Consider the following 27,000-nt stretch of genomic DNA (forward strand, 5'->3'; position numbering starts at 1 on the left):
CCTCAATTTTGGCTTGTTTTTTGTGGTAAATTAACAATACCTTATATTTGAGTGTGCTGCCACTTTAATTTACTGAGATATTTGAGAGGGATGGTTTTAAGCCATCGCGATAGCGATTTTGTTCAATAATAGAATCGATACATGGACAAGGATGGTGTCGTCTTTGGATCAATATTTATTCAAACTGGACAAGGAATTGCTGGATTTGCAGGCCATAGAAATGGACGGGACATTGTGCACTTTTTTGGGGATCTGATTATAACCGATGAGACGTTTGAAATGGAAAACGACCGCGGCTTGAAGCGGACATTTACTATCAACTGGGATGAACGATTGCTTCAGGGACGGGGCATCAAAGGATTTTTCTCCAACTATACAGCAACTCATTTATGGATTGGTCAGACCGAAGCGCAACACATTAAAGTTGCTGAACGTGAACAACCGTCACTCCCCGGAGACAATCATTATTACAATGCGCTGATCGCGGAAAATGATAAACGCAAAAACCGGAAAGGCCTGAGTGAAACAAAACAGCAGGAATTTAGCGCCAAAACAGGAACCATCGAACTGGAACGGGACAAACAGCTTGAAGAAATCTATAACAAAGCAAACGGCGAAGTCCAAATCAGCCTTGAAAACGCCATTGTCTATTTCGTTCCGCTCCTGTAATATACCGTCAATCAGCAGCTAAGAGGGAATCAGAACCTGGAGAAACTCTATTATAATCCGGTTACGAAGGGGTTTTTCAAATAGTGGACGTTGGTTAATGTAACATCCAAACCTTACCGAATTTAGCCTGAACTCTATGTCTTAACCATAAATTGGAACACGGGGGTCAGACCCTTTGCCCCCGTGGCGAAGCACCTCTATTTATCCTGTTTAGCACCTGAGCTAACGCGAAAGTCCAAGCTTTTAAAGCTACATAAAGGTCTTCGTTCGCACCTGGAAATACGGGTCACGAAATAGCGGATCCCTGAATAGGTATTGTTCTACTTCTCAACCCTGCTTATTGTATCTTCTTTCTCCAACATTTCCGGCTCCACCTGAACCGTATCCGGATACTTTATCCCGGTACCTGTATTCAGGGCAACGACTGTTTCATTCGGATTGATCCAGCCGTTTTCCTGCAGCCTGCGTACAGCTGCAAATGTGGCAGCACCTTCCGGACAGATAAAGTTTCCTTCCATCTGTGCAACTTTCTCCTGCTCCCGAACCATCGATTCATCATCAACAGCAGCCGCACAGCCATCGGTATCGTAAAGTGCATCCAATACCAGAAAATCACCCAATGCTTTCGGAACGTTGATACCGAAAGCAAGTGTCTCGGAATCCTTCCAGAACTCGGATTCACGCTTTCCTTCCTCCCATGCTTTGACAATTGGGGCGCATCCTGCAGACTGAACGGCTACCAATCGGGGCAGTTCTCCTTTTACCCAGCCCAGTTCTTTTAATTCTTTCAGAGCCTTGTGGATGCCAATTAATCCGACACCACCGCCAGTCGGGTATAGGATGACATCCGGCATTTCCCAATTAAGCTGTTCCGAAATTTCCAATCCCATCGTTTTCTTGCCTTCAATCCGATAAGGTTCCTTCAAGGTAGACGCATCGTACAGGTTGTAATCCTTCACCGCTTTTCCAACGATCTTCCCGGCATCACTAATCAGTCCATTGACTAAATAAAGATTGGCTCCTGATAATGCGACTTCATTCCGGGTGATCTTCGGCGCATCATTCGGCATCACAATGGTCGATTCAATTCCTGCCCTGGCAGCATACAGCCCCCATGCTGCGCCGGCATTTCCATTCGTTGGCATGGCCAATTCTTTCACGCCAATTTCTTTTGCCTTTGATACCCCGACAGCTGCACCCCTCGCCTTGAAAGTTCCTGTTGGGATTAGCCCCTCATCCTTCATGTACAGATTCTCGACAGTCATGTCACTTCCGAGTTCACGAAAGGGTATTAATGGTGTCATCCCCTCGCCTAATGACACAACATTGAATTGTTCTTTAACAGGCAATAATTCATGATAACGCCATAGCGTCGGTTCTCGTGATGTTAAATCATCAGCCGTCACATTTTTCTTCACCTCGTCCAGGTCATAGTCCACTAATAAAGGTGAACCGCACGTGCAAAGTTGATTCTGTTCCTTTGTATCAAATGTATTATCGCATTTCGGACAATAAAGATGCGAAATATAACTGTACTTCAAAAATATCCACCCCCATTTTTACTTTTCTTAGTTGTCTATCATATTAAACTTTCATACAAAAAATCCGTATTTAATATGATTCTATTATATAAAAAGCCTTTATCTGTTATGCCGCAGGAAGCGTTAAAAATAGATACATGAAATTTGTCAGTCATACCTCTTTTTTGTTAAGCCGCTTGCTCCAGGTAGACTACCGCTAATACTTAACGGTCTTATACTTTGGAATAAATATCTTGTTCCAGCATTTTATTTATACTGATCACCTCACCGGTTTTTATTGAATGTTCAGCAGCTTCTCCAACAACAATGGACCAAAACCCTTCTTCAACCGAAGCTGTCGGTTTATGATTCCCTTCCATATTATCTATAAAATGCTTATGTTCGTAGTAAGTGCCACCACTATGGCCACTTTCCTGTATGACGGTTGGATAGCAGGGATTTGTTGTTTTTGCTGCACCATCTTCGCCACTTAATATTTCCAGATACGAATTATTATGATTCAAAGGTAGAAAATTTTCATTTTCATATGCTTTCAGTCTGCCTTTATCGCCACATACCATGATCTCTTCATAAAACATCGGTGCGAACATGCATAAGTTAAACTGGGTTTTGATACCATTTTCGTAAAGGATATTAACCATCGCGTTGTCAATGATATTCGACTTGTTTCCTTCATACTCGAAGTCTTTATAATTGACGTCCATACCGCCTGTTGCATAAACCTTTTCCGGCTTCGACTGGGCGAACAAATTCAGTAAATCAAAATAATGGCAGCATTTTTCAATGAACGTTCCGCCCGAATATTCGGTGAATTTGTTCCACTGATTGACTTTATCCAAAAACGGCACGCGATGCTCCACAATGCTGATACTTTTGATGTCACCGGCTGATTTTCTTTCCAGCATTTCATGGATGGCTTCCGTATAGATAGGTTTATGACGGTATTGAAGACCGATTTGAAAAACAGATTGATAGTCTTTTGCCATCTCTTTTATCTCCCAGGCATCCCCCAGTGTTGTTGCCATCGGTTTTTCCAATAAAATATGCTTACCTGACTTAACAGCCTCTTTGACAATATCAATATGCGTAAAATTCGGCGTACAAATGATCAGTCCGTCGACTTCCGGGTCATGGCAGGCATTTTCCAACGTATCGTATACTTTTAATTCTTTCTCGTCAGGGTATTCCTCCCTGAAAAATCGACATGTATTGTTTATGCTGTCTTCACTGAGATCAAATATGCCATTGATCCCCGCTCGTCCTTCCAGCATGGTAACCATTATATGCTCCTGACCAATCATTCCCGCGCCAATGATGTTAAATTTATATTTGGGGCTTTTTTTTGAAAATAAATACTTATCCTTTTCTGATAAATGATCTGATTTGAAAAAGCCGGTATAAAAATTGTTGTTCAACCGGGACACCTCCTGCTTTTTAATTGCTCCTTTTATCTTTTCAGCTCAATATCATAATGATACTGATCACTTCGGTATTTTGTTACGGTATATTCAATCGGGTGGTTACTCATGCCAAAACTCAATCGGTTCATTTCAAGCATTGCTTCACCTGGCCGTATACCCAGCAAATCCGCCTCATCCTGAGTGGCGTTAATAGCAGCTATTTTTTCATTTGCCTTGTTCAAATAAATATTATGATCTTCCAGGATTTCATAATACCGTGCTTCATCCAGGTCATATTGCATTAAAATATTTCCAATGTCATACGGCCAACAGGTACGCTCCAAAGCAATCGGGGTCTCATCAGCAAACCGGATACGTTCCACCAGGAGAATCAATTCGTCTTCTTTCACCTCAAGCATTGTCTTTTCGGTATACAGTTGGTCTTTAAATCCTGCCCTTATCAGTTTTGATTGAGGGACCTGACCTCTTTTGACGACTTCTTCGGCAAACCCTTTGAGCCGCCCTAAACGACCGACTAATTTCTGAGGTTTGACAATCGTTCCCCGGCCTTGTGTTTTTTCCAGTAACCCGGTTTGAACAAGAATGGAAATGGACTGCCTGACTGTCGTTCGGCTTACATTGAATTCCTTCATCAGTTCACGCTCGGTAGGGATGAGTGACTGTTCTCTCCATTCACCATTCTGAATGCGTTTAACCAGTATATCCTTTATTTGAAGGTATAAGGCTTCATTTTTGTTATGATCCAATTCATATATCTCCATGCCTTTATCTCCTTTGCAATGGCGGCGGATAAGAGGCTAAGTCATATCCAACTAGCGGACGCAGCCACTCATGATATGCTTCCTGGTCATCCAAAAATGCTTTAGGAAGTTTCCGTTCACCGTTTTGGACAATTGTTTTCAATGAAACCGGTATAAACTTGATTCCATATGAAGAGCTTTTGGACCGCTGCAACGACACCATGACATCCGATACGTCATTAATAAGCCAGCAGGCACCTACTTGGCCGACTTGAACAGCCTCTTTAAAGTCAGTTGGAGATACAGAAACAGAACAGCTTCTTTGGTTCATCCCCAGCAGTTCGGAGCGCACCATGACATCCATTTTTTCCTTGACGGCATGTTCAATCTCCTTCGAAATGCCGCCTAAAACGGAACGGCCGTTGACACGATCTTTAGCTACCTGATTTCCTGTCTCCCAGCATACACCTTCACTGACAACAATGAGTGCAACCCCGTAATCCTTGATTGCCCTCCTGATATGATGCATTAAAAGCTCCGGTTCCAGCGATTTTTCGGGCAGCACGATAAAATGTGGGCTGTCATGATCGTATTCTTTGAGAAGACCGGAAGCAGCGCTCAGCCAGCCCGCATTCCTGCCCATTGTTTCAATAATCCGCACTTGTTCAAAATTATTCATTGTCAAAAGATCGCGCCCCATATCCCTTGTTACTTGAGCCACGTATCGTGCGGCACTGCCAAAACCCGGTGAATGATCTGTTCCGCCAAGATCGTTATCAACGGTTTTTGGAAGACCTAATATTTGCAGTGGATAGCGTTGACGATCAGATTCATCTTTTATTTTATCCAGTGCCTCCATCGTTCCATTGCCACCAATGAACACAAGCGTATCAACCTGAAAATCCCTGAGTGTCCTGACAGATTCAGCTATTCCTTCTTCACTTAACGCATAACGGCCGGCACCCAGCGCTGCTCCGGGGATTTTTTCATGCGTCAGTACATTGTCAATCACCTGAGCATCGGCCTGTCGAAACATTTTGTTGGCTAATCCTTCAAAACCATTCATGATGAATGTAAGGGAGTGGTCCTGATATAACGCACGGACAAACCCTGCCAATGTAGCATTAATCACGGCTGTCGGACCCCCAGCTTGCCCTATAGCGATTTGCTTCATCAATCCCTCTACTCCCTTCAATCTATTGTGTACACAGATACCGGCATTTTGAGCTGCCTGCCCAATTCAACCAGATCATCGGCAATGTCTGCATAAACGAGACCATAATGCGGTTCAAACCCTTCATCCATCAGTCCATAAAGCGTGTCGGTTACATCCGTTTCCAGTTGAACCTCGACTGAAGTGCCATTAAAACGCTGAGGTGTATCAAGTGCCTCGCCCCGCATAACAAGGAGTCTGTATCCATCCGTTGTATACCCGACCCGGAATATGGTCACTTTGCCTGGTTTGAGGCCGAATTCCATTGTAAATCCAAGCTTGCGATTAGGATGGACGCCGGGCTGAGCACCCTGCTCAGGATGAGCCAATGAATACGCTCCCGCCCCGCAGTGCCAGAAAACAACAGAATTACTTGCTTCATTAACGTGTACCATATCACCCAGATACGGCGCTTCTCCGTCTGAAAGTTCCTGTAATATAAACATGGTGACAGCCCCATGGATATCCGATTCGCAGGAAGAAACAACCCCCTCTTCAGTGAATTGAGATAACGTGGAACATGCAGCCGCCCCGAGCTCATTGAAAAATTCCGGCCAGCAGCGGATTGACAGCGCAGAAATATTAAGCCGATCTATTTCTTCCCTTACAAACGATGTGAATTGTGCAAAGCGTTTAACCGTCTCATCTTTGGGATTTAAGCCGACTACCTGCTCCCTGGCACGGTCGATTTCGTTTTTCCATTTACTCTCTGGTATCTCTTTGCTTTTATCAAAGGCTTCCTGTAAATCCATCCGGACAACATCGATGCCAAATTGATCTTTCAGCTGTTTCTCATCTGTTCCGGAAAAGTAAAACCCTGGCTGGTGATCACCCAGTACACCAATATTAAAATCTTTTATCCGATTAATCAGCTTTTGTATGTTTAGCTGCTGTTTTATTTTCAGCTGAACATGAGCTTCTTCGGTGTTTCCAAATACAAACGCATAAGGGTGACGATCACTAAACAGCACATGACACGTGCTGTTTCCGCCTGTCAGCGAATTGAGCCGCAGTCGTTCGCCGACAGCCGGTTCTCTAATCGACCAGACGATAACCGCCGCTGAAATATAATCCAGCAGCATTCTGATAAATTGACCGTCAGCAAAAGTAATGCTCTGATAGATTGCCGCATCGATCTCATCATCTTTTATACCTTCAAGAATTTTTTGAAGTTCACTGGGGGTCGTGATAACACCCTCTGGTTCAATAAGCTCATCGGTTAAGTGATTTAGGAATGACGAACTTTTTTCCCTTTCTTTTTCACCGGTTTCAATATCAAAAGTCTGTCTGCCGATTGGAAGGTACAAAACTTTACCCAATGACACTCACTTCCTTTCTGTGAATTTCTTGTAAGTATTAGCCTTTAACCGTACCGGATGTCATGCCTGCCACAAAATAACGTTGCAAAAAGATATACATGATAACCATTGGAACAGAAGCGATCAGGACCCCGGTAAACAACATCGGATAATTCGTGGAATACTGACCCTGAAAGTCCAATAGTGCCAGCGGAAGTGTTTTATAGGCATTATCTGTGATGAATAACAGCGGATACAGCAGGTCGTTCCAGTGCATCACGAGCAAAAATATCGCTGTAGCTGAAAGTGATGGCAATGATAACGGTACAACGACTTTTGTAAATATACGCCAATTCCCCGCACCATCGATCGTTGATGCTTCTAACAGTTCCTTTGGCAGTGTCTTCATGAACCCAGTCAAAATAAATACAGCAACAGGTATTGTGGACGATATATTAACTAAAACCAGACCTAACAAACTATTTGTTAAGCCTAAATTTAAAATTAAAGAATATAGTGGAACCATATTAACCTGGGGCGGGATCATCATGCCTATCGTGAACAAGGCAAAAAGCACATTCCCTTTCCAGTCATTGAGCCGTGTTATGCCAAATGCAATCATGGCAGCAAAAATTAAGGTGAACGACACGGAGAAAAGGGTCACGACAGAGCTGTTCACAAAATACCCGGCCATTGTCTGTTCCTGAAATATATTGATGAAGTTTTCGACGATCAACCCATCTGTTGGGATCCCCAATGGGTTATCAAATGTCTGCTCCAATGTCTTCATGGAAGTCAGCACGACCATGGTAAGCGGCACCAGTATTAGAATGGCATAGATGAATATCGCAAACCTTCTGAATAACAACCTTGTTGCCCCCTTTTCCTAGTAAGAGACCCGATTGGAACGCAATACTTTAAATTGAATGTACGTTATCAGGGCAATAATACCCATGAATATAACAGAAATAGCAGACGCATATCCGAAATCATAGCCTCTGAAAGCAATACTATAAATGTAGGTGGCTATAATTTCAGTGGAATAGTTAGGCCCGCCGCCTGTCAGTGCAAAGACCAAATCAAAAGCCTGGAACGATTGTATCGTGGTGTAGGCGATCACGATTGTGGCTGACGGTGCCAATAATGGCCAGGTAATTTTTTTAAAGATCTGCCATCTGGAAGCACCTTCGATTTTTGCCGCTTCATATAAATCATTGGGAATAGCATGCAACCCGGCAACAAAAATGATCAGCATTTGTCCTGCATGGAACCATACCTGTGTAAAAGCCAGTGAATAAATCGCAATATCACCATTTCCAAGCCAGTTCTGAGTTAAAAATTCAAGACCCAGCAGACTCAGCAATTGATTCAGGATCCCCAAATTCGGATCATAAACAAATGCCCAGATAAATGCCACGGAAACGGAGGATAAGATAGTCGGAAAGAAAAACAAGGCCCGTAAAAAGTAATTGAATTTTGTGTTTTTCACAAGAAATATCGCAAACACCAAGGCAACCAGTGTTTGAAATACGGCAACAAAAAACATAAACTCCAGGTTGTTTCCGACAGATTTCATGAATATACTATCGCCCGCAGCTGCCCTTTGGTAATTTTCAAATCCGATGAAATTGAAATCAGCGCTTATGCCATCCCAGTCGGTAAAGGAATAAAATAATGCGCTCAAAGTCGGAAAGACAAAAAATATTGAGTAGAGTACCAAACCCGGAATGAAGAATAGATAGATAGATTTGGATATTTTCATGAAATCAGTCCTTCTTGAATACTTTTGAATACGGGCCTTTCGCTATCAATTAATCTATATTTTCTTCAACAATCTGCTGCGCTTCTTTAGCTGCTTCCTCAGGAGATGCACCGCCCAGAACGTTTTCGATTGAGCCAAGCACAGCTTCTTCCACAGCAGCTTCAGTTATCAAATACCTTGGCTGGAATCTTGTATTTTTATCCGTAATCCAATGGGCTGTGTTCTGCAATTCCTCCGATTCATACTCCACATCTGTGACAGTTAAATGCTGACCTGTCCCATTTGCGTATTGAGAAGCAATCTCCGGTTCACTTAAAAAATTGATAAACTTTTTCGCTTCCTCTTTTTTCTCTGAATTGCTGTTGATTGCCAGCATGAATGTTGCCGTATGAATGCCTTCATAATCCACTTCACCTTCTTCAACCGTTATCGGCGGAAGAAAGCCCAGTTTGAGATCTGGATTCAATTCCTTTAATGTCGCCATATGGTAGGATCCTGTAGCGATCATGGCAGCTTCCTCATTGGCAACCATTTGCATGGCAGAGTCCTGATTTGTACCTAAGGCATTCTCCTGGAAATAGCCGTTTTCATTGAAAAACTGGAAGTCTTCCAATGTTGTTACCCACCATTCATTTGTAAGTGACTCTTCACCGCTTTCAAGCTTCTGGAAAATATCCTCATCTTTAGCATTGTTCATCATCATACTGTTCATGGTCTGGTTAGGTCCGATGTCAGCACCAGGGAAGACAACTGGAATGATGTCATTTTCCATCAATGTATCCGCCATCTCCTGATATTCTGACCAACTGCCTGGCACTTCAAGCCCTAACTCCTCAAACATGCCTTTATTGTAAACAGGCATATTAAAAACCATCTGATAAGGAATGGCCAACTGTTTGCCGTCAGCCTGCCCCACACTGAGAGATCCTTCCGAAAACTTACTCACAAAATCCTCATCCGTTAAGTCAGTAAAAAGACCCGCTTCCTTCATTGCTTCAAATTGCGTCCCCGGTTGTGATGTGAATACATCACCGGTGGAACCATCACGCAGCAATTGCTGCGCATTTGACTGATATTGTTCTGATGGGTAAATATTCATCTCTACATTAATGTTAGGGTTCTCTTCTTCAAATTGCGAAATGATATCTTCAAATACTTCCTTATCTTCTCCGCGCCAATGAATAAAGCTCAGCTGTGTCGTATCTTCACCTTCAGATGCTGATGCCGAGTCATCTTCACTCTGTTTTTCCTGACTTGATTCATCCGCACAGGCAGCAAGCACAATCATTCCAAGAAACGCTATGAAACAGATCAGCCACTTTTTCATGGAGTAATAACCTCCCATTTAAATTTGTAGTAACAGGTTTTCAAAGGTACGTACCTTTGAGGATAAACATAGCAAACTCTCCGCCGGACAGAATTTAAAGCGCTTTCATAAAACTGCAAAGTGTTGGTTTTTTGAATGATCCCCCCTGTTCGAATATTAACTACTACTCTAATTTAAACACTAACTACTTATTTTTTCAACACTTTTTTTATTCGAATTATTTTGACTCCTAAATAAATAAGACCAGACATTTGAAGTGCCTGGTCTTATAAGAATTAAACAGATATTTAATCGGCAATATCTTCGGTCAGCAATGAGTCGTTCCAAAAGGGGGGGGGCAGCGCAAGGTTAAAATATTAATTTCACCCGCTCCAATCCGGCCGCTTTGGTGACAGGTCATTACGCCCTTACTCAAAGGCTGCCGGGGCACTCGCATCGCCTAAACTTTTGCCCCAATGTCCAACAGTCGAAAGTACAGATTGATGCGGAAAGTATTTCTTGAAAATATTGTAATACATGAATTCCTGTTTGGAGCGGACCCACTTATTTTCCCTGTTGGCGCGTTCAAGTTCAGCGTCACCCAATTTATCTTCCGCATAACCTTCCAGAATATCGAGTGCACCACTGCCTTCGGAAAATCCCGCTTTATCACGCCAGATAATATCATCTGAAAGCCGACCATCATAAGCCTCTCTCAGGATCCACATTTCAACCTGATCATCATTTAATTTCATCTTAGCCGTTATTTTCAGCGCATATTCCAGGCCCCCGGTGATGCATTGAATTCAATACTATAATGATTTAAATTGCTTACATAATATAAGTCAAAAGACTAATAACAAACACCAGTGCAGGCGACGTTTGCTATTAGTCCAAATCAAATTTCAATCTAAACCAACACAGATTAGAGAGTACTTTTCCGGTCAGTTTATCATGGTCATGCCATTTTAGTAAGTAAGGGAGCGTCCGTAAAAGATGTTGATAGAATTAATAATGAACGCGAACCATACCACTTAAACCTGTTTCTTTGATGGAAGCAAAGTTTAGGGGGCATAGACAGGGCACAATTCCCTGAATCTGCCCCAAGTTTAAGAAAATCTAAATTGAATATTTCATCCATTCAATCCTCTTTGAACGATCAAATCAATAGGCTTGTCGTGATTGGTGATGATATCTACATTAGGCATTTCGTTTTTCACCTTATACATTAATTCACTTTTAACGTAATCACTATTTTGTAAGACCCCACCCAAAAATAATAGCTTAAACGGACCACCTGAGATATTTATCCGTTTGACGACCGCAGATACCAAGCAATAAAGCTCCGAAACGGCACGATCTAAAATGTTTTTGCTGGCTGGATCGCCTAGATGGTATGCATCTTCAACGATGGTCGATAATTCTCCAACATCGTGAATGGAATAATTGGGGCCATACACCCAATTATAAAGATCTTCATGGTTGTCGAGTTGAAATTGGTTTAACACCAGATCGGATAGGGCTGTTTCAGGCCCCCTGCCATCATGCATTTTCAGGATAGTAAGTATCGCCTCTTTTCCAATCCAGTAGCCGCCACCTTCATCACCAAGTCTATGACCCCATCCTCCAGCACGAGCATAATTCCCCCTTCCATCGTGCCCAAAAGCAATCGAGCCGGTTCCGGAAATGAGAATGACACCAGGTGAATGATTGGTCTCCCCAAACAACACGGACAATGCGTCATTCTCTACAATTACTCTTTTGATTTGCACTCCGCTTTCCTCAATAACCTGTTTCACAATCTCCTGCACATTTGTTTCATCTTTTATCGTATCTATCCCTGCCAAAGCAAACACGCCGACATTAAAATTTATTTCTGTATCATGATGCAAAACATTTTCATTTAATTGACCGATTGCTTTTTTTATCACGCGTTTCAAAGTTTTAATGGTGCCCTTAAACCCAGCAACCTGGTAGTTTGAAGTGCCGGATTTTCCGGAACTTAATACATTTCCATCTGCATCTGTAATGACAGCAATAGTTTTTGTCCCGCCACCATCTATAGCTAGGAGCGGAAAGTCCGTGCGACCTCCGCCCTGTATCGTTGAATGAATTGTTTTTTCCTTTTGGTTGTGTGGTAGGCCATTTGTTGTAGATTTTTTAGATAAAGATTCAGCCTTACTGTTGCCAAATCCCTCTCTTGAAAAATCTTTATTATTCATTTCTGCTTCTGAATGAAAAAAGCTTTCCTTATTTATCATAGCTCATCATTCTTTTAAGTCTCTCATCAATCATTCCATTAGCAGACTCTAATATACCTTTCTTTTCTTTCAACCAGTTGTCTAAATCATTTTGTTGCTGAACGCGCTCTTCAATTGCCTTTTTCACTCTGTCTTTGCTTGGACCGCCTTCAAGTGAACGAATTTTGATAAAATGCTCCGGATCGAGTGCATCTTCCAATTCTTCTTCCGTTAAATTCAATTTATTCCCTGTTATTTTTTCAGCATGAGCATTTAAATGGTCTAAATGGAACTCTTCTAAAGACTCTTTTTCTTTAGCCACCAAATCCTTCACTGCAGAGCTAACGATTTCATGCGCTTTTCGAAAGGAGAGGTCATTTGTCCGTACTAGTGTATCGGCAAGTTCCGTGACGTTAGCGAAACTTTCTTGTGCACGTTTGAGCAACTTTTCCTTATTGACTTCCATTGTCATTAACACGCTTGATAACAGATAATAAATACTTCCAAGCTTCTCCATTGCATGCCACATATATGGCTGCATGTCATCTTCTGTGTCGACAATATCGCCAAAAGGCGTATTATGCATCATTGTCAAAACAGTTTGTGCATCACCCAGAACGCTTGATAACAAACCACGCATATGTTCAATAGAAACTGGGTTTTGCTTTTGTGGCATGATGGAGCTGATTTGCACGTATGGCTCATACAGCTTGAAGGCACCGTATTCCTGAGTTCCCCACAAAAGAAAATCTTGCATTGATCGGCCCAAATCGATTGCAGCCAATTGAACAGACGTTGCGGTCTCACCGATATAATCCGCTCCAGCAACAGCATCCCAAGCGTTGTCAATTCTCTCCTCAAAACCCAATAACTCTTGCACTAACTTACGATTGATTGAAAACCCTGAAGTTGTCAACGCTGCTGCACCCATACTGCTCCGGTTTACCGTATTATAAGCTGACATAAGACGATTAATATCCCTTGTCAGTAAATCCGTCATCGCATTCAGATAATGGCCAAGTGTGGTAGGCTGTGCCTGCTGTGTATGCGTATATCCGATCATGATTGTATCGATATGTTCTTCAGTCAATTCAATCAGGCTTCTACGTAAGTGAAGTGTTGCCTCAACCAGGTTAAGTAATCTATCCCGTAGATTCATTCTGTAAATGGCAATCCCCATATCATTCCGACTGCGGGCAATATGAAGGTTGCCAGCAATTTCACCTGCCTGTTCAATTAAAAAATGCTCAATTTCAAAGAACAAATCTTCATAGGATGAATCATAGTTTCTATTTTTAACATCTTCTACATCAATCTTATTAATTGCGTTGACGATTTTGATTGCTTCGTCCTTATCCACAATCCCTTCTTCAACAAGCATGATTAAATGCGCATAGTGTATTTGAAGCATTGGACGAATGGAGTTTACTTTTGCTTGATTATACGCGGGTTCCAAAACAAGTTCCTTATAGGTTTTTGACGGAAAATTCTTTCCTTCCGTATCCAAGATTTTTTGTCGATGTAATGAGCTCATCTCAATCACTCCCTCAGTATTTTCTATACGTTTGTATCATATTGTGCCTAAAAAGCTGCACCAGTATCATTATCACCTTTAATTTTTTCATTTACTAATAACACAATAACAATCAAGATCGTTTGAAGTACCCCATAAGCACACGCTGTTCCAAATTCAAATGAGTACATTTTATTCCAAATACCCACAGACAATGGCATTGTGGAAGGTGTATAAATCAATATTGAAGCTACAAATTCTGTCAAGCCTTGAACAAAGGCCAATAATGTACCAGCTAAGATTCCCGGCATAATAATAGGTAAAACAACTCTCCTGAACGAATGCCACCAAGTTGCGCCCAGACTTTGTGCCGCTTCTTCAACTGACTGATCCATCTGTATTAAACTTGCTTGTGAGTTCCGGAAGACGAGTGGCAGCTGTCTGACAAAGTAAGCTAAAGGCAAGATCCAAAAGGTACCAACCAATACCTGATTAAATGCGAAAGCACTCGGCTCGCTGAAAGCTGAAATCATATTAACAGCCACGACAGTACCTGGCAGAGCCCAAGGTACCATAATCAATATATCCATAAAGGCCTTCCCTTTAAAATTAAAACGGACCATGGCATACGCAGCTGCAACACCAAAAATAATATTTCCGATTACTGCAACTGTACTCATTTGGATACTATTCCAGATTGGCCCCCATGTATCAGGGTCAGTAAATAATTCAACATAGTGTTGGATTGTATAGGCCGCCGGTATAATTTGTGTTGTCCAAGACCCGTCTACAGCAAACGAAATCAGCGCAATAACCATGATTGGCAGCATTAAAACAACAACACCGATAATGGACAGTAATACCGCCAAATACCTAACGATCGGCGAGCGGACTTCCGTACGATGAACGCCGGTACCTTTACTCTGATTCTGGTAATTTCTTCGGTTTTGATACCAGGTCATCAATATTAAAAAAGCAATTGACACGATTGAAAGAACAGTAGATTGTGTTGCCGACATGTCTAAATTACCATTTGTCCGGGACAGTGTTATTTGCATGGTCATGGTTCTTTGGACACCAAACATTAATGGTGCAGTATATGAAGCCATTGAAATCATAAACACCAATAGCGAAGATGCAACCATAGCTGGTGTCAGCATTGGCAAAATGATTTTTGTCCAGATTCTCAAGCGACCGGAGCCCAAACTTGTCGCAGCTTCTTCTAATGATAGATCCAAACCTTTAATCGCCGCAGATGCACTCAGATAAAAATAGGTATACATCGTAAAGGTATGAACCATTATAATGCCCCAAATTCCCTCAAGGGAGAATGGCACTTCCTCCAAGTTAAAAATCTGCTGGAAAAACCGAGGAAATATACCTGTTTCACCATATAAAAAATAGAAAGAAATGGCACCGATTAAAGGTGGTAATGCCATTGGCACCAATACAAGTACTGATAAAAATTTCCTGCCAGGAAATTCGTATCGGTTTAACAAGAAAGCCATTGCAACACCGACAATAGCACATGTAATGACACTTACTACCGATATAAACACACTATTTCTAAGTGACTCAAGATTAGCCTCGGTAGTAAAAAAGTTTATATAATTAGAAAATGATAAAGCGCCTTCCTGGTCCATTACACTTTGTGAGAATGTCTTGTACATTGGATAAATCACGTATGCCAATAAAACCAAAACCAGAGGCGAAATTAAAACATAAACAAAATACTTTGATTGGGTTATTTTCGCCCAAATACTTTTCTTGGGGGCGATTGCTTCACTGGTCATGTTGTCACCCCTTTTCACTCATAAAATAGATACTATTTTCAGGAATACTCAGAGTGATTGAATCACCACGTTCCAATATATTTGAACCCGAGTTAATAATCATCACGTTCAATTCATGGTTGCCAATCTTTACAAGATAGTTAATACTTACACCAGAAAACTCTGTTAGTTGAATTTTTCCTTGGATTGAATTACTACCTTTTCCAACCTCAATGATTTCAGGCCGTATGGAAAGGGATACCTTTTTGTCCTCTGCGATATCAACATGCGGGGAGCTATTTTCCCTTATACCCTTTAGTAAAATTCCATCCCCAACATCGACAGTGACATGATTATCCGACACTTCTTTGATCGTACCTTCCAAAATATTGGATTCACCGATAAACGATGCGACAAAATGATTGTCAGGTTTATTATAAATCTCTTGAGGCGTTCCAATTTGTTGAACTTCACCTTCACTCATAACCATAATTCTGTCAGACATTGCCATAGCTTCATGCTGATCGTGTGTGACATAGACTGTGGTAATCCCCAACTCAACCTGAAGCCGCTTAATCTCTACCCGTGTTTCTTCACGTAATTTTGCATCTAGGTTGGACAATGGTTCGTCCAATAATAAAATATCCGGTTCAATGACAAGTGCCCTCGCAAGCGCAACTCGTTGCTGCTGGCCACCGGATAATTCTGTTATTTTTCTATCTCCATAGCCTACCAAACGGACAAACTCCTGTGCTTTTTCTACCTTTTCTCTTATAACACTTTTTGATAGTTTTCTTACCTGCAGACCAAATGCAATGTTTTCAAAGACAGTCATATGTGGGAATAGTGCATAGTTTTGAAAAACCATTCCGATATTTCGTTTGTTCGGTTTCACCGTTGTAATATCTTCATTGTCAAAGGCTATCTTACCGCTTGTAGGAAAGTAAAACCCGGCTATCATTCTTAAAGTTGTCGTTTTACCACAGCCACTTGGGCCCAGAAAAGTGAAGAATTCTCCACTTTTTATATCAATGTTGATATCTTCAACCGCTCTGGATTTTCCAAACATTTTAGTTATCTGTTCAAGTCTTACGCTTTTCATTTCTTTCACCTTTCTTTTCCCAAAGGATGATGTTCATCACCTTACTTTTCCAGGCTTGTTTTTTTACTCACTTTCTTTATCAGATATTCATGGGACCGAACTCCAACACGTTCTCCCGACCAATATCATAAAAAGTATGCTTATGCTTCATGTTATACGGGATCCAGAACCAACGTCCTAGAAGGAAAAGTCAAACCTTCAATATTGATTACGAAATGAACGCTTTTCCCCAGATTCCGTTTGAATTATTTCTTAATCCAATTTTCAATAAGCGTATTTAGATTGCCAGTTGCTTCATCAACAATTTTTTTGCCCATTTCGAGTGAGGTTTGTTGAATTAATCCTGTGTACCCATCCCAGGATCCCGGCGTTCCTTCAACAAGAATATATGGATGGGGAGAGAGTTTTTCTAAATCAGGAAACTCCGTATCATCTTCCTCAACATGGACGAGGTGAGGTTGAAATGCCTTAGTTGCTGACATCTCGTATGGTCCACCATGGCCCCTTCCCTTTGTTCCGACCATACCCAGTTCATCTGCTTTATCGATTTCAACCATTTGCCACCAGTTGAGTAATAAAAAACTGGCGCTATTATGTTTACCTGTGATATGTTCAGCAACAGCTCGTGATATTCCCATATTTCCATCATGAGCGTTCAAAAGCACAATCCGCTCTATACCTTGGTTGACAATCCCCTCGACTATATCTATCAAATATTCTTGAATGATAGAAGGCCGAATAGGAATGGTACCTTTATATTTATTGGTTTTCCCTGGACACGCCGTATATGGTACAGTAGGAAAAACTACACCGCCGAGCTCTGGATTAATTTTATTTCCAAATCCATCTGCTAAAAAAATGTCGGTTCCCAGCGGAGAATGTGGCCCATGATATTCAAAACTGCCCAAAGGCAATATAGCAAATTTGGCATCAGAAAGTTCGTTTAATTCTCTTCCATGTATATCTGTTGCTTCCACCGTTATCACTCCTGTACTTCGACTGATCAAACTTTTACCTAATCTTTTCCAAAAATAGATTATCAGAGATAGAACAGGGTGAAGAGTCCACCCTGTTCTTGTTAATTCAACTTAATAAATCCTAGTTGGAATTTTTAATATTTTGATCCCAGTGTTCCATCCATTCTGTTTCATTTTCAGCCATGATCTTCCAGTCCAAATCCATTTGATTCATTTCAAGATCTTTCAACCAATCCGGCTGCTGCTCATCTTCTAAATCAGTGCGAGTTGGGATTTGGAAGAAATCCTCTGATAATTTTGATCTGATATCCGGTGAAAACAGAAATTCAGAGAAAAGCTTGGCATTTTCCGCGTTTTGTGCATCTTTTATAACACCGACACCATCTACCAAAATCGGAGCACCGCTTTCAGGCATGACATAACCAAATGGTTGATTATGCTGCTCCTTCTGCAGCAATATGTCCTGAAGGTTCCATAATGAAACCGTTCCTTCCTGACGGGCCAATTTTAAATACAAATTAGTTGGATCTTGGGCATAATCTGTTGTGTTTGCATCAAGCTTATTTAACCACTCATAACCTGCTTCAGGATCCTCATGGTCCTGGCGATAAATCATTGCTGAATAAATAGTCCTCATTGTTCCAGATTGCAATACGCCACGGATAATTATTTCATCTTCCCATTTTGGATCAAGCAAGTCATCCCAGTCCTGTGGTGCCTCATCTTTAGAAAGTTCATCTGTGTTATACATGATGACTTCAGGTAAAATAATTTCTCCGTACCAATGTCCTTCGGGATCTTTGTACTCTTCCGGTATTGCTTCTGCGAAATCTGGTTCATAAGATTGAAGCAGATCTTCTTCAACAGCAGTATCAAAAGCAGATTGTGTTCCGCCCCACCAAAAATCAGCCTGTGGATTTGACTTTTCACCGCGCACACGCTCAAGTATCTGCTGTGCACCCATTGTTAACACTTCCACATTTATATCCGGATATTCTTCCTCAAATAATGGAATAACTTCATCAACAACGGTTTGATCTCTTGCGGTATAAATAACCAGATCTCCACTTCCGCCCTCACCTTCCTCGTTTCCTCCTTCGCTATCGCCATCGCTTGAGCCGTCATCATTGCCACAAGCTGCAAGCAGCATTAAAGGAATAGCAATTAAAAATATGAAGAGCCACGTCTTTTTACTTCCCATAATAATCCTCCTTTTAGAAACAAATTATTTTAAAGCCGATGTGGAGTAGTTCTCTAACGCTAAATAGACCGCCCCATACAATCCAGCTTTAGAACCTAGTCTGGTTACTTTTATCTCAGGCATTTTGGGAACAAATTTTTCTATGGTTTGTTTATACTGACTGAAAGATGATTGATTCATATTTATGAGTTCTCCTGAAATAATGACCACTTGAGGATCTACTATACTAATAATATTGATAGCTGCTTTTGCCCAATGATAAATCGTTTCCTTCAGAATTTTTTCAACTTCTTCATGGTTTTTATTATCTTGGAGAACCCTTAATAGAGAATCGGCGTTTTCATCTACAATATTTATATTTTCTTGTCTTAGTTTTTTAGTAACACCAAACAATCCGTAATTTGTTTCAAAAACACCTAAATCCGGATTCAGTTTTTTTTCATCGCCTATCATCATATAGCCGATTTCACCTGAAGCAGAATGAAATCCTTTGTAGAACTTTCCATTTAAAAAGAGACCGCTTCCAATCCCGTTTCCAATAAACAAATAAACAAAATTGGAAATATCTTTTCCTTGACCATTATAAAACTCGCCGATTGTCATAAGATTTACATCATTTTCAATGATGACATCCTTATTTAATAGATTTGATAATTCTTTCCTTAGATTAATCTCCCCCCACTTGATTGTAGGAGAAGAAATAATAATATCTTCCGAATCCATTTCAATTCCCGAAACACCAACAACCAAACCTAATACCTTTTCTAAGTCAACCTTTTCTGATTCTAATATTCTCATAATCCCTTCGATTATGGAATCAACAATCACCTGGCCTTCAGTTAGCGGAGTAAATTTTTCTTGAATAGTATTGACGATTTCACCATTCATATCACCAAGGGTGAAAAAAATCGTATCATTTTCAATCAAAATACCAACTACATAATTTGAACGGGCATTGTAAATAAGGTTTATCGGCTTTTTTCCTCCGCTGGACGGCCCTACTCCCGTTTCAAAAACGAGTTCTTCCTTAATTAACTCTTTGACAATTTCCGATACCGTTGGTTTACTGAGCTGCGTTTTTTTAGAAAGATCTGCCCGGGACTGCCTTGGATTCTGTTTTAACTCATTAATAATCAAGTCCCGATTCATCATTTTTACAAGTTTTGGAGTAGTTTTTTTCATTTTTATCACATTCCAATCTGCATCAGCTTCAAATTTGATACATTTTTAACCATCCCCTTATGCAAACAAAATAGGACAAACTTAGTTAGTTAAGTTTACTATCTAAGTGAGAGTATAATACGAAAGCGATTTCAAGTCAATGCTTTTTTTAATTTAATAACTTATTTTAATAAATAGTTTCAGGATTGGGGCATATCGGGGCAGACACACGCGTTTTAAGGCTTGTTTTATCCAATGTCAGCATGATAGATTGTAGATTTTTAAAGGATTAACTAAAAGAAAAGACTGACCCCAAATGCAACTTTTAGTGACATTGTTTGAGTCAGCCTTTATATAAGATTTTTTACAGCCATTTGTCGATTAATACATCCGCATCATTATCCAATGTTTCAAATGCCTCCTCAGATATAAGGTCTTTTTTCTTATGATATGCAATTAATTGTTTAAATCCGTTCATATGCTTAACAATTTTCCCACCTGTTCCTTTGTCCTCGTAATGACTAACCGCAGATAAATGAGTTGTTAATGCTCGCACAGTTGTCTCATCTTCAAATTCACCTTCATCAGCAAACCGCTCCACCTTTGCCTTTATTTCATCAGCTCTGATCTCTGCGGATTCCTCTGTACCATATGATAAAAGATTTGTGAATATACGGTAGCCACCAGGGACCTGATTGGCAATTTGCCGGTAGAATACTAAATTCGTATAAATATATGATCCTTCCCCATAGTCTGTCATTAGAATTCCACTATCAAATGAATCTTCATTTGGATCCGCCATACTTACAAAAGTCTCATAGTGGTCATCCCATTCACTTGGAAAGTACAGACCGCGTTCTTGCACCCAACCATCCCAATCTTTGTCCGTAATGTTATTTGGAAAATTAAATAATGGATGATCCGGCTTTGTCATTGTCACTTCTGCATTCTCATCTGTCACACGCCATTCAATGGATGGAGAACCAATTTCTAATTCGTACGGTGGCGTCTTATCTTTGTCCCAATTGTCTCCCGGTTTATGGTATTGGACAACGACATGCCCACCATTTTCAGCATATTCCAGTAAACGATCATTATTCTCAATCAAATCCTCACGTGCCAGATTTGCTCTAATTCCGGTTACAATCGTGTCAAACTGGTCTAAATCACCGGTACTGAGATCTGCTTCCGTTAATTTAGTCACGTTAAATCCTAATTCCAATAAATAGTCAGCTACTTCATCAAAGCCGCTTTCAATATACCCAATTTTCAAGGAATCAGGCTTCAACAATTCGAATGCTACACCATCCATGGTTGAAGGATATAGGAAAAAGGAATCTTTAATATGGTCGTAACTGATTTCCTGAACAGTTGTATCAAATACATTTTTCCCTGATTCAACCATCGCGCCAATGTTAAATTCACCTTTCTCCACGTCTTCCGGTGGAATAACCTTAAATGATGCTTGCTGTTCCTCTAACCTTTTTTCGAGGCTCACATCAACTTCCTTCGGCTCACTCGTCCATCCTTCGGGGAGATTTAGTGAAACTGATCCCTTTTTTGCACCATTATAATAGTTTTTGATGTTTACCTTCACGTCGTATGAATCTTCCACATCAGCCGTATTTACAACAATATCCTCTGGTTCGGTTGATACACCTAACTCCGGCAATACAGCGAACGTCTCTTCCAATTCCAATAGATTCACTGTTTTTGTTCCTTCTTCTTCAAAAGTTATACGCGGCTGAATCAATGGGTCATCATATGGATGATAATGTTCAGCATCTGCTGAAACATTTACCTGAAAAGTGACGTTTTTGGACTCTCCAGCTTCCAGTATGTCAATCTCTGCTTCATCTTTGGTGGTAATCTTCCAGTCTTCCGGCGCAATTAAGCCGGCACTCACCTGATGTATTGACTGGTCACCGTTATTTGTGATTGACATATCGATCTGTGTCTTTTCTCCTTTTGTTATAACTTTTGATGCAGGAGTTGCTTCCACTTCTAGTCCAGAGGCTATCAGACTTACTTTTTGCAGTTGCTTTTCTTTTAATGTCAGCTTATGATCTAATTCTTTTTTTACATCCTCACTCATTGTTCCATTTTCAATGGCTTCAGATAATGCCTGTACATCTTGTAATGCCTGCTGTGAATTTGGCAGTATCGCTTCTCTGTCCGGATACAAATCCACTATCTCATCCAAACTTTCCTGCAATTCTGCCAGGTCATTACTAATCCCATCATCTGAAACGATTTCTGACCATTCATTGAAGTCGTATGGGATATTTGTAAAAATACCTTTATCTGTGTAGTCAACTGATTTTACCAATTCCAAATGGGATTGTCTTGGCTCAACTGGTACATCCTTACCCATCCCCTGACTCTTATGCAAATACCTGGATTGTTCACCTATTTGCGGATAAGATTTCTCGTAAATAGGGTCATAGTCACCAATTTCTATGGATGTAGTTGCTTTTTCCTCTGATTCGGCAGGCAAATAGACTTTTTTCACCTGCCATACTGATAACCCATCTTCTTCGATTTGATCAGGAAATACAGTTGGGTCTGCCGCATCCTCAAAAGCACGTATACTTAAGATGGACATAGCTCTGTGATGGCCATGCTGACTTTTCACATTTCGGAATGAAGGCATCAAAATATCCGGTTTGTAGCTTCTTATAAAACGAATGAACCGTTCATATGTTAATGTTTCCCCCCATTTCTCTAATGTTTCCTCGGGAGACTTTGAAAAACCAAAATCATAAATAGGATCTGATGTTGTTTCACTTAAATGGTATGCTTGTACCCCAGTAATTTTAGCTGCTTCTTTCATTTCGTTGGATCGGATAATTCCTAATGCATTACCAAGTTCATTACCGATCTCATTTTGGCCACCTTCCCCACGATTGGCAATTAGACTGGAGGTTTTGACTCCCAGCCCCCTGGATAAGTAAGCCAATAGGTCACTGCGTTCGTCATCAGGATGTGCACCTGTATTTAAGAAGGTTACTGTTGTATTAAGGGGATTGACAGCGTTCCACAAGTCAACATCCTTATTATCATTTTTTTTCGCAGCCAACTCTTGCGCTGGCAACAAAGTAACTACCAATAGTAACGATAACAATACATATAGATATTTCTTCAATTTGTAACCCCTTTCATATTTAGCGATTGTTTACGCATTGCCCGCCGCTTCTATACCCCCTCCACATTATTATTTAGTTAGTTAATTTAACTAACCAACTGATGGCAATAGCTTTATTAACAAGTAATTTATCACCCCTGAGAAATAATGTAAATAGTAGGAAAATACTATTTTTTAGTCAAGATCCGTTTAAAATCATAAGAGGTAAAGCATTCCTAGATCTAATGATCATCCCATTAAAAGAGAATCTACCTCTCACATAAACGAGCAATTCACTTCATACAAACTACTTTTTTCCCTTTCCTATATTATGTTGAGGGACATCCGGACAGCGCCTTGCCTGAAAAATCCTTGGAAAACCGTACAACCATTTCCGCTCCTATTCCCACCGCTTTATCCTCTGTACCACTTTTTGATAAAACTTGGAGGCCAGTGTTGTTCTGCCGTCTGCGGTTTTCTGCTTGTGCCATTCATTGTAGCTTGCCACGGCAATCAAAATGGACCCTGCAATCAGGAGGTACGCCCACCATGGCAGATTTCCCCAGTAGGGACGGGTTTGCAGAAAAACGTTCAAGAGCAATACACCTGCACCGACAAAGAAGAATGCCTTTAGCTGATAAGCCATCCCACCAAGCATGGAGGCAAGAGAAAGGACACCAACAATCAATGCATCGTAAATCGTCGAGCTCGCCATGCCATCCTGGATAAGCAGAAGCGAAACTATAACAAGCACCGCCCACTGCCCATAGTTTACAAGTCTATTATATTTCTCGTCTGTGACTTTTTTCAGGAAAATAACGGCCGCAACCCATGGCAATACATACAGCTCCCGTTCGATTAAATCGAAAATTTGTATATTGCCAAGCAGCACATAATACGGCTGCAACAAATAAATGCATGCACCGAAAACAATCCATTTTGCCGAGACATATGGCGTGCGTTTACGCTGCAATATCAAGTAAAGTGACACGAGCAGTCCGGGCAGCAGTTTTGCCCAAAATGCTTCCGCTGGGACAACATATATACTGCACAGCGCCGCAAAACCGATAACCGAATACCAATCAATCTTAACGGGTATTTCCTTATCCCTTTGTTCTTGATAGGTCACCGGATACATAAGCAGACCAGCTGCCAGCAGCAGCCCGGCAAACACAACAAGTCTGAACAACATATCGTATTCCGTTGAAAAAATAGTACCATCATATAGCCATAAAGTACTGTAGACAAGCGCGAGTGGTAGTGCAGTAAATACATCCCATTTTTCCCGATGCATGATAAACAGTGTCATCACAGCATATAGCAGTGTTACAACAAACAACGTCACATCAAAAACCGGTACGATCACAAATAGAAACATGCCCAATACGGAAAACGGCACGACATAAAATGCCATTCGCCGTGTCCATGCCCCTTTACTAAAGTACCAGCCAATAGCTATCATGACACTCGTGAGCAGCGCCGCATATTGAATGGATTCCGGGGCATCCAGCAACACAAATCCTTGAGTAACCCCGATCCAAAACGCCGTGAAACCACCATATAAAAAGCTTCCAATCAGCCATTCTGCTCGAGCCCAGCGCAGGCTTAAGCCATAAACGGCAGCGGCGATTAAAAATGCCCAGACCGTTTCTTCTGCAAAAAACACTAGACTCACAAGTGAAGCGAACGGCAGGAAAAGGTGTCCGGTCCACCAGAAGCTTTTCCTGAGACCCGCATCATATTTACCGATCAAGACACCGGCAATCAGCAACAATAGCGCGCCAATCACAAATTGCAGCGACTGGAAAAGATCCGACTGAATCGTCATTTCCGAATGAACCGCATAAAGAGCGGTCATATAAAACAACAAGGACATGCCACTGACAACATACGATACGGCCATCCATTTTGTTTTCCGGTATAGCAAATAAGCCATAGCCACGCCACCCAGCATGATCACCGCACGCAGCACAGCATCAAAGTCAAAAGTGAATGTCAGCCATATTCCCAGCACATAGAAGCCGTATGCAGCAAAAAAACTGTGCTCTGCAAACATCGTCCGTTTCCCGTATTTCCACCCGATGCTTGCCAACAGAACAACAAGACCTGCCAAAACAAAGCTCTCCGCTTCCATCGGATTTCGGCCATAAGAAGTGCGCTCACCAAACGTCTCAGCATAAAACATCATCACAGCGAGTCCTAATGATACGGCATGAATCCATGATGAACTTTTAGCCAAAGCTTCCCTGCCTTCATATCGTTTTGTGAGCAATGTGGTGATGCTTATGAATAAAAGCATCGTCCCAGCCTGCCACCAGTTTATTAAGACAAAATCCGTTAAAATGGCCACCAGCAGAACAACGCCGCCAACATCCCTGGAACTTCTCTTCATCGTCTGGAAAAGGGCCATTTTTATTAAACAGCCAAACCCGATATAGAGGACCAGCCCCATGACAAACAACGGCAGCATCAATCCGTCATAACCAAACCATTCCCGGCCAAACAACGCAACTTCGTACAGGGCACCCATCAAAAATACTGGACTTAAATAAGCGAACAATAATCGTTTTGTCTGATTAGCCAGGAACGTGAAATTAAATGCGATCAACACATATGCCAAAAGCAGGACAAATGATGGCTCATGCATTCTCAAAACGAGTCCTTCCAAACTGATGTACAAAAATGCACACGCCGACACAACAGCACTTGTGTAACGAAAGATTCGTTTCAATGCATGGTCATCGCCAATGAGCCTTGGAATCGTCAAAAAGACAAACCCGAGTAAAGCATAAACAATGGCACTGGCATCCTCTACAGTAGTAAACTCAATCAGCTGATAGGCCCCATACACAAGCATCGCACTGAAAACAAAGCTGTATTCCTTGTGCTCCGTCACATAAATCATGGCAAAATAAAGAACCGCTGTAAGCAGTACATTAAAGCCGTACAACACCTCATGATTATAAAAAATGAGCATCAGTAATGTTGAGAGCACCAGATTACATTGAATATAGAGCACAAATTCCTTCATAAACAATCGTGTTCGCTGATTGTCTTTTAACCGAATATAGATGAGTAGTAGCAATGCATTAAATAGCATGATGCCAAGGTAAAAACCATCTACTGGCAAATCGAACGCTGCCAGCAAAAATCCTGCCAAAACCGTCACCGTAATATACGAAAACCAGACAAACAGCCGTGATGACCGTTTATCGGCAAGCGCAATATAGATTGGCAGGATAACAGCACTCCCGGCAGCCCCAAATAAGTAACGCCCGCCACCGGTAAATGAAAAATACGGACCAAGCAATTCAAAAAAGCCGACAGACAGAATCGCGATCGGCAAAAACAAGGCGCCAAGTACATAAAAGGCGAATGCTGTTTTTTCGATTTTTAACATACGCTCCGTAAACACGGCAAGCCCGAAAAATAACAGAGATACGAGGGCAATCATTCCTGACTTCATCCAATTGGCGAGCGTCTCCCATGTGCTTGTCGCAAGAACCAGCCCGCCAATCAAGAGCAGAACAACCCCAAGATTTAATGACCAGGTAATGTTACGCTCCCGTAGTTCCTTTGGTGACAATGTTTTCTTTTCTTTTATCGGCTTCTTTTCCTGAACTTCATGAGGCTGTTCTTCAATTTGAGCCTCTCTATCCGGCCCTTCTTTTGCAGCTTCTGCTTCCTTTTGCTCAAGATCTGCATAATACTGATCATGTGCCTCCACAACTTGTGTATGCACGTCAGATGATATGTATTCAGCCTTTTCCAGCTTCTCCAGCTCTTCCTTAACGATTCGCTGTTTTGATCTTTTTTGCAAATGACCCATGGTGCGCCTCCTTTCTGCAGACCAAATCTATCTCAACTTCCGGAATGTCAAAGGGGCCTCGAAATGGTTCACTGACCCATTTTATGTACATACTAAGCCAAATACGACCGCAAAATGGTAAATAAAAATGC

The 27,000-nt window shown here is 41.3% G+C and carries 19 protein-coding genes; 1 reads left to right on the forward strand and 18 read right to left on the reverse strand.

The window, feature by feature from the left end; all coding sequences use genetic code 11:
• Positions 1-141: 141 nt before the first annotated feature.
• Positions 142-669: a hypothetical protein gene (locus E4U82_RS08150; RefSeq protein ID WP_135109706.1), complete on the forward strand. Its 528-nt coding sequence runs from the start codon at positions 142-144 to the stop codon at positions 667-669.
• 320 nt (positions 670-989) lie between these two features.
• Here E4U82_RS08150 and E4U82_RS08155 read toward each other — a convergent pair whose 3' ends face one another.
• The 18 genes from E4U82_RS08155 to E4U82_RS08240 form a co-directional block, all read right to left on the reverse strand.
• Positions 990-2,210, reverse strand: a complete 1,221-nt coding sequence (locus tag E4U82_RS08155; RefSeq protein ID WP_135109707.1) for a threonine synthase — start codon at positions 2,208-2,210, stop codon at positions 990-992.
• A 212-nt stretch (positions 2,211-2,422) separates the two neighbouring features.
• Entirely contained in the window at positions 2,423-3,625 is a 1,203-nt protein-coding gene (locus tag E4U82_RS08160) for a Gfo/Idh/MocA family protein (protein ID WP_425339513.1), read from the reverse strand.
• 32 nt (positions 3,626-3,657) lie between these two features.
• On the reverse strand, positions 3,658-4,392 hold the full coding sequence (locus E4U82_RS08165; protein ID WP_135109709.1) for a GntR family transcriptional regulator: 735 nt from the start codon (positions 4,390-4,392) through the stop codon (positions 3,658-3,660).
• A 4-nt stretch (positions 4,393-4,396) separates the two neighbouring features.
• On the reverse strand, positions 4,397-5,545 hold the full coding sequence (locus E4U82_RS08170) for a diphosphate--fructose-6-phosphate 1-phosphotransferase (RefSeq protein ID WP_245183539.1): 1,149 nt from the start codon (positions 5,543-5,545) through the stop codon (positions 4,397-4,399).
• A gap of 17 nt (positions 5,546-5,562) precedes the next feature.
• Positions 5,563-6,909 (reverse strand): sulfoquinovose isomerase, encoded by a 1,347-nt coding sequence (sftI, locus tag E4U82_RS08175; RefSeq protein WP_135109711.1) that lies wholly within the window; start codon positions 6,907-6,909, stop codon positions 5,563-5,565.
• Positions 6,910-6,940: 31 nt separating this feature from the next.
• Positions 6,941-7,750: a carbohydrate ABC transporter permease gene (locus tag E4U82_RS08180; protein ID WP_209300548.1), complete on the reverse strand. Its 810-nt coding sequence runs from the start codon at positions 7,748-7,750 to the stop codon at positions 6,941-6,943.
• Positions 7,751-7,768: 18 nt separating this feature from the next.
• A complete protein-coding gene (locus E4U82_RS08185) occupies positions 7,769-8,644 on the reverse strand; it encodes a carbohydrate ABC transporter permease (protein WP_135109712.1) in 876 nt (291 codons plus the stop codon).
• A 49-nt stretch (positions 8,645-8,693) separates the two neighbouring features.
• The gene (locus E4U82_RS08190; RefSeq protein ID WP_135109713.1) at positions 8,694-9,971 is read right to left on the reverse strand and encodes an ABC transporter substrate-binding protein; all 1,278 of its coding nucleotides are present in this window, start codon (positions 9,969-9,971) and stop codon (positions 8,694-8,696) included.
• 407 nt (positions 9,972-10,378) lie between these two features.
• Positions 10,379-10,756 (reverse strand): asparagine synthase-related protein, encoded by a 378-nt coding sequence (locus E4U82_RS08195; RefSeq protein WP_342447727.1) that lies wholly within the window; start codon positions 10,754-10,756, stop codon positions 10,379-10,381.
• 327 nt (positions 10,757-11,083) lie between these two features.
• Positions 11,084-12,211 carry an N-acetylglucosamine kinase gene (locus E4U82_RS08200; RefSeq protein WP_135109715.1) on the reverse strand — a complete coding sequence of 376 codons (1,128 nt, stop codon included), beginning with the start codon at positions 12,209-12,211 and terminating at the stop codon, positions 11,084-11,086.
• Entirely contained in the window at positions 12,201-13,724 is a 1,524-nt protein-coding gene (gene argH / locus E4U82_RS08205) for an argininosuccinate lyase (protein WP_135109716.1), read from the reverse strand. Before argH ends, E4U82_RS08200 begins: the two co-directional genes overlap by 11 nt.
• 47 nt (positions 13,725-13,771) lie before the next feature.
• Entirely contained in the window at positions 13,772-15,496 is a 1,725-nt protein-coding gene (locus E4U82_RS08210; protein ID WP_135109717.1) for an ABC transporter permease, read from the reverse strand.
• A 4-nt stretch (positions 15,497-15,500) separates the two neighbouring features.
• Positions 15,501-16,577 carry an ABC transporter ATP-binding protein gene (locus tag E4U82_RS08215; protein ID WP_135109762.1) on the reverse strand — a complete coding sequence of 359 codons (1,077 nt, stop codon included), beginning with the start codon at positions 16,575-16,577 and terminating at the stop codon, positions 15,501-15,503.
• Between the two features lie 245 nt (positions 16,578-16,822).
• Positions 16,823-17,554 carry a creatininase family protein gene (locus tag E4U82_RS08220; protein ID WP_135109718.1) on the reverse strand — a complete coding sequence of 244 codons (732 nt, stop codon included), beginning with the start codon at positions 17,552-17,554 and terminating at the stop codon, positions 16,823-16,825.
• A 121-nt stretch (positions 17,555-17,675) separates the two neighbouring features.
• Positions 17,676-18,755 carry an extracellular solute-binding protein gene (locus E4U82_RS08225; protein WP_135109719.1) on the reverse strand — a complete coding sequence of 360 codons (1,080 nt, stop codon included), beginning with the start codon at positions 18,753-18,755 and terminating at the stop codon, positions 17,676-17,678.
• Positions 18,756-18,779: 24 nt separating this feature from the next.
• Positions 18,780-19,937, reverse strand: a complete 1,158-nt coding sequence (locus E4U82_RS08230) for an ROK family transcriptional regulator (protein WP_135109720.1) — start codon at positions 19,935-19,937, stop codon at positions 18,780-18,782.
• A 343-nt stretch (positions 19,938-20,280) separates the two neighbouring features.
• Positions 20,281-23,061, reverse strand: a complete 2,781-nt coding sequence (locus tag E4U82_RS08235; RefSeq protein WP_135109721.1) for a PIG-L family deacetylase — start codon at positions 23,059-23,061, stop codon at positions 20,281-20,283.
• A gap of 379 nt (positions 23,062-23,440) precedes the next feature.
• Complete coding sequence (locus E4U82_RS08240) at positions 23,441-26,869, reverse strand: hypothetical protein (protein WP_135109722.1); 3,429 nt, start codon at positions 26,867-26,869, stop codon at positions 23,441-23,443.
• Positions 26,870-27,000 lie beyond the last annotated feature (131 nt).

The sequence above is a fragment of the Lentibacillus salicampi genome (genome assembly GCF_004565465.1).
GTDB lineage: Bacteria > Bacillota > Bacilli > Bacillales > Amphibacillaceae > Lentibacillus > Lentibacillus salicampi.

Excerpts from the sequence above, each read along its gene's own strand:
- E4U82_RS08200 (WP_135109715.1), bottom strand. The coding sequence starts at position 12,211 with ATGATAAATAAGGAAAGCTTTTTTCATTCAGAAGCAGAAATGAATAAT.
- E4U82_RS08185 (WP_135109712.1), bottom strand. The coding sequence starts at position 8,644 with ATGAAAATATCCAAATCTATCTATCTATTCTTCATTCCGGGTTTGGTA.
- E4U82_RS08150 (WP_135109706.1), top strand. The coding sequence starts at position 142 with ATGGACAAGGATGGTGTCGTCTTTGGATCAATATTTATTCAAACTGGA.
- E4U82_RS08225 (WP_135109719.1), bottom strand. The coding sequence starts at position 18,755 with ATGGGAAGTAAAAAGACGTGGCTCTTCATATTTTTAATTGCTATTCCT.
- E4U82_RS08210 (WP_135109717.1), bottom strand. The coding sequence starts at position 15,496 with ATGACCAGTGAAGCAATCGCCCCCAAGAAAAGTATTTGGGCGAAAATA.
- E4U82_RS08170 (WP_245183539.1), bottom strand. The coding sequence starts at position 5,545 with ATGAAGCAAATCGCTATAGGGCAAGCTGGGGGTCCGACAGCCGTGATT.
- E4U82_RS08190 (WP_135109713.1), bottom strand. The coding sequence starts at position 9,971 with ATGAAAAAGTGGCTGATCTGTTTCATAGCGTTTCTTGGAATGATTGTG.
- E4U82_RS08230 (WP_135109720.1), bottom strand. The coding sequence starts at position 19,937 with ATGAAAAAAACTACTCCAAAACTTGTAAAAATGATGAATCGGGACTTG.
- E4U82_RS08240 (WP_135109722.1), bottom strand. The coding sequence starts at position 26,869 with ATGGGTCATTTGCAAAAAAGATCAAAACAGCGAATCGTTAAGGAAGAG.
- E4U82_RS08215 (WP_135109762.1), bottom strand. The coding sequence starts at position 16,577 with ATGAAAAGCGTAAGACTTGAACAGATAACTAAAATGTTTGGAAAATCC.
- argH (WP_135109716.1), bottom strand. The coding sequence starts at position 13,724 with ATGAGCTCATTACATCGACAAAAAATCTTGGATACGGAAGGAAAGAAT.
- E4U82_RS08165 (WP_135109709.1), bottom strand. The coding sequence starts at position 4,392 with ATGGAGATATATGAATTGGATCATAACAAAAATGAAGCCTTATACCTT.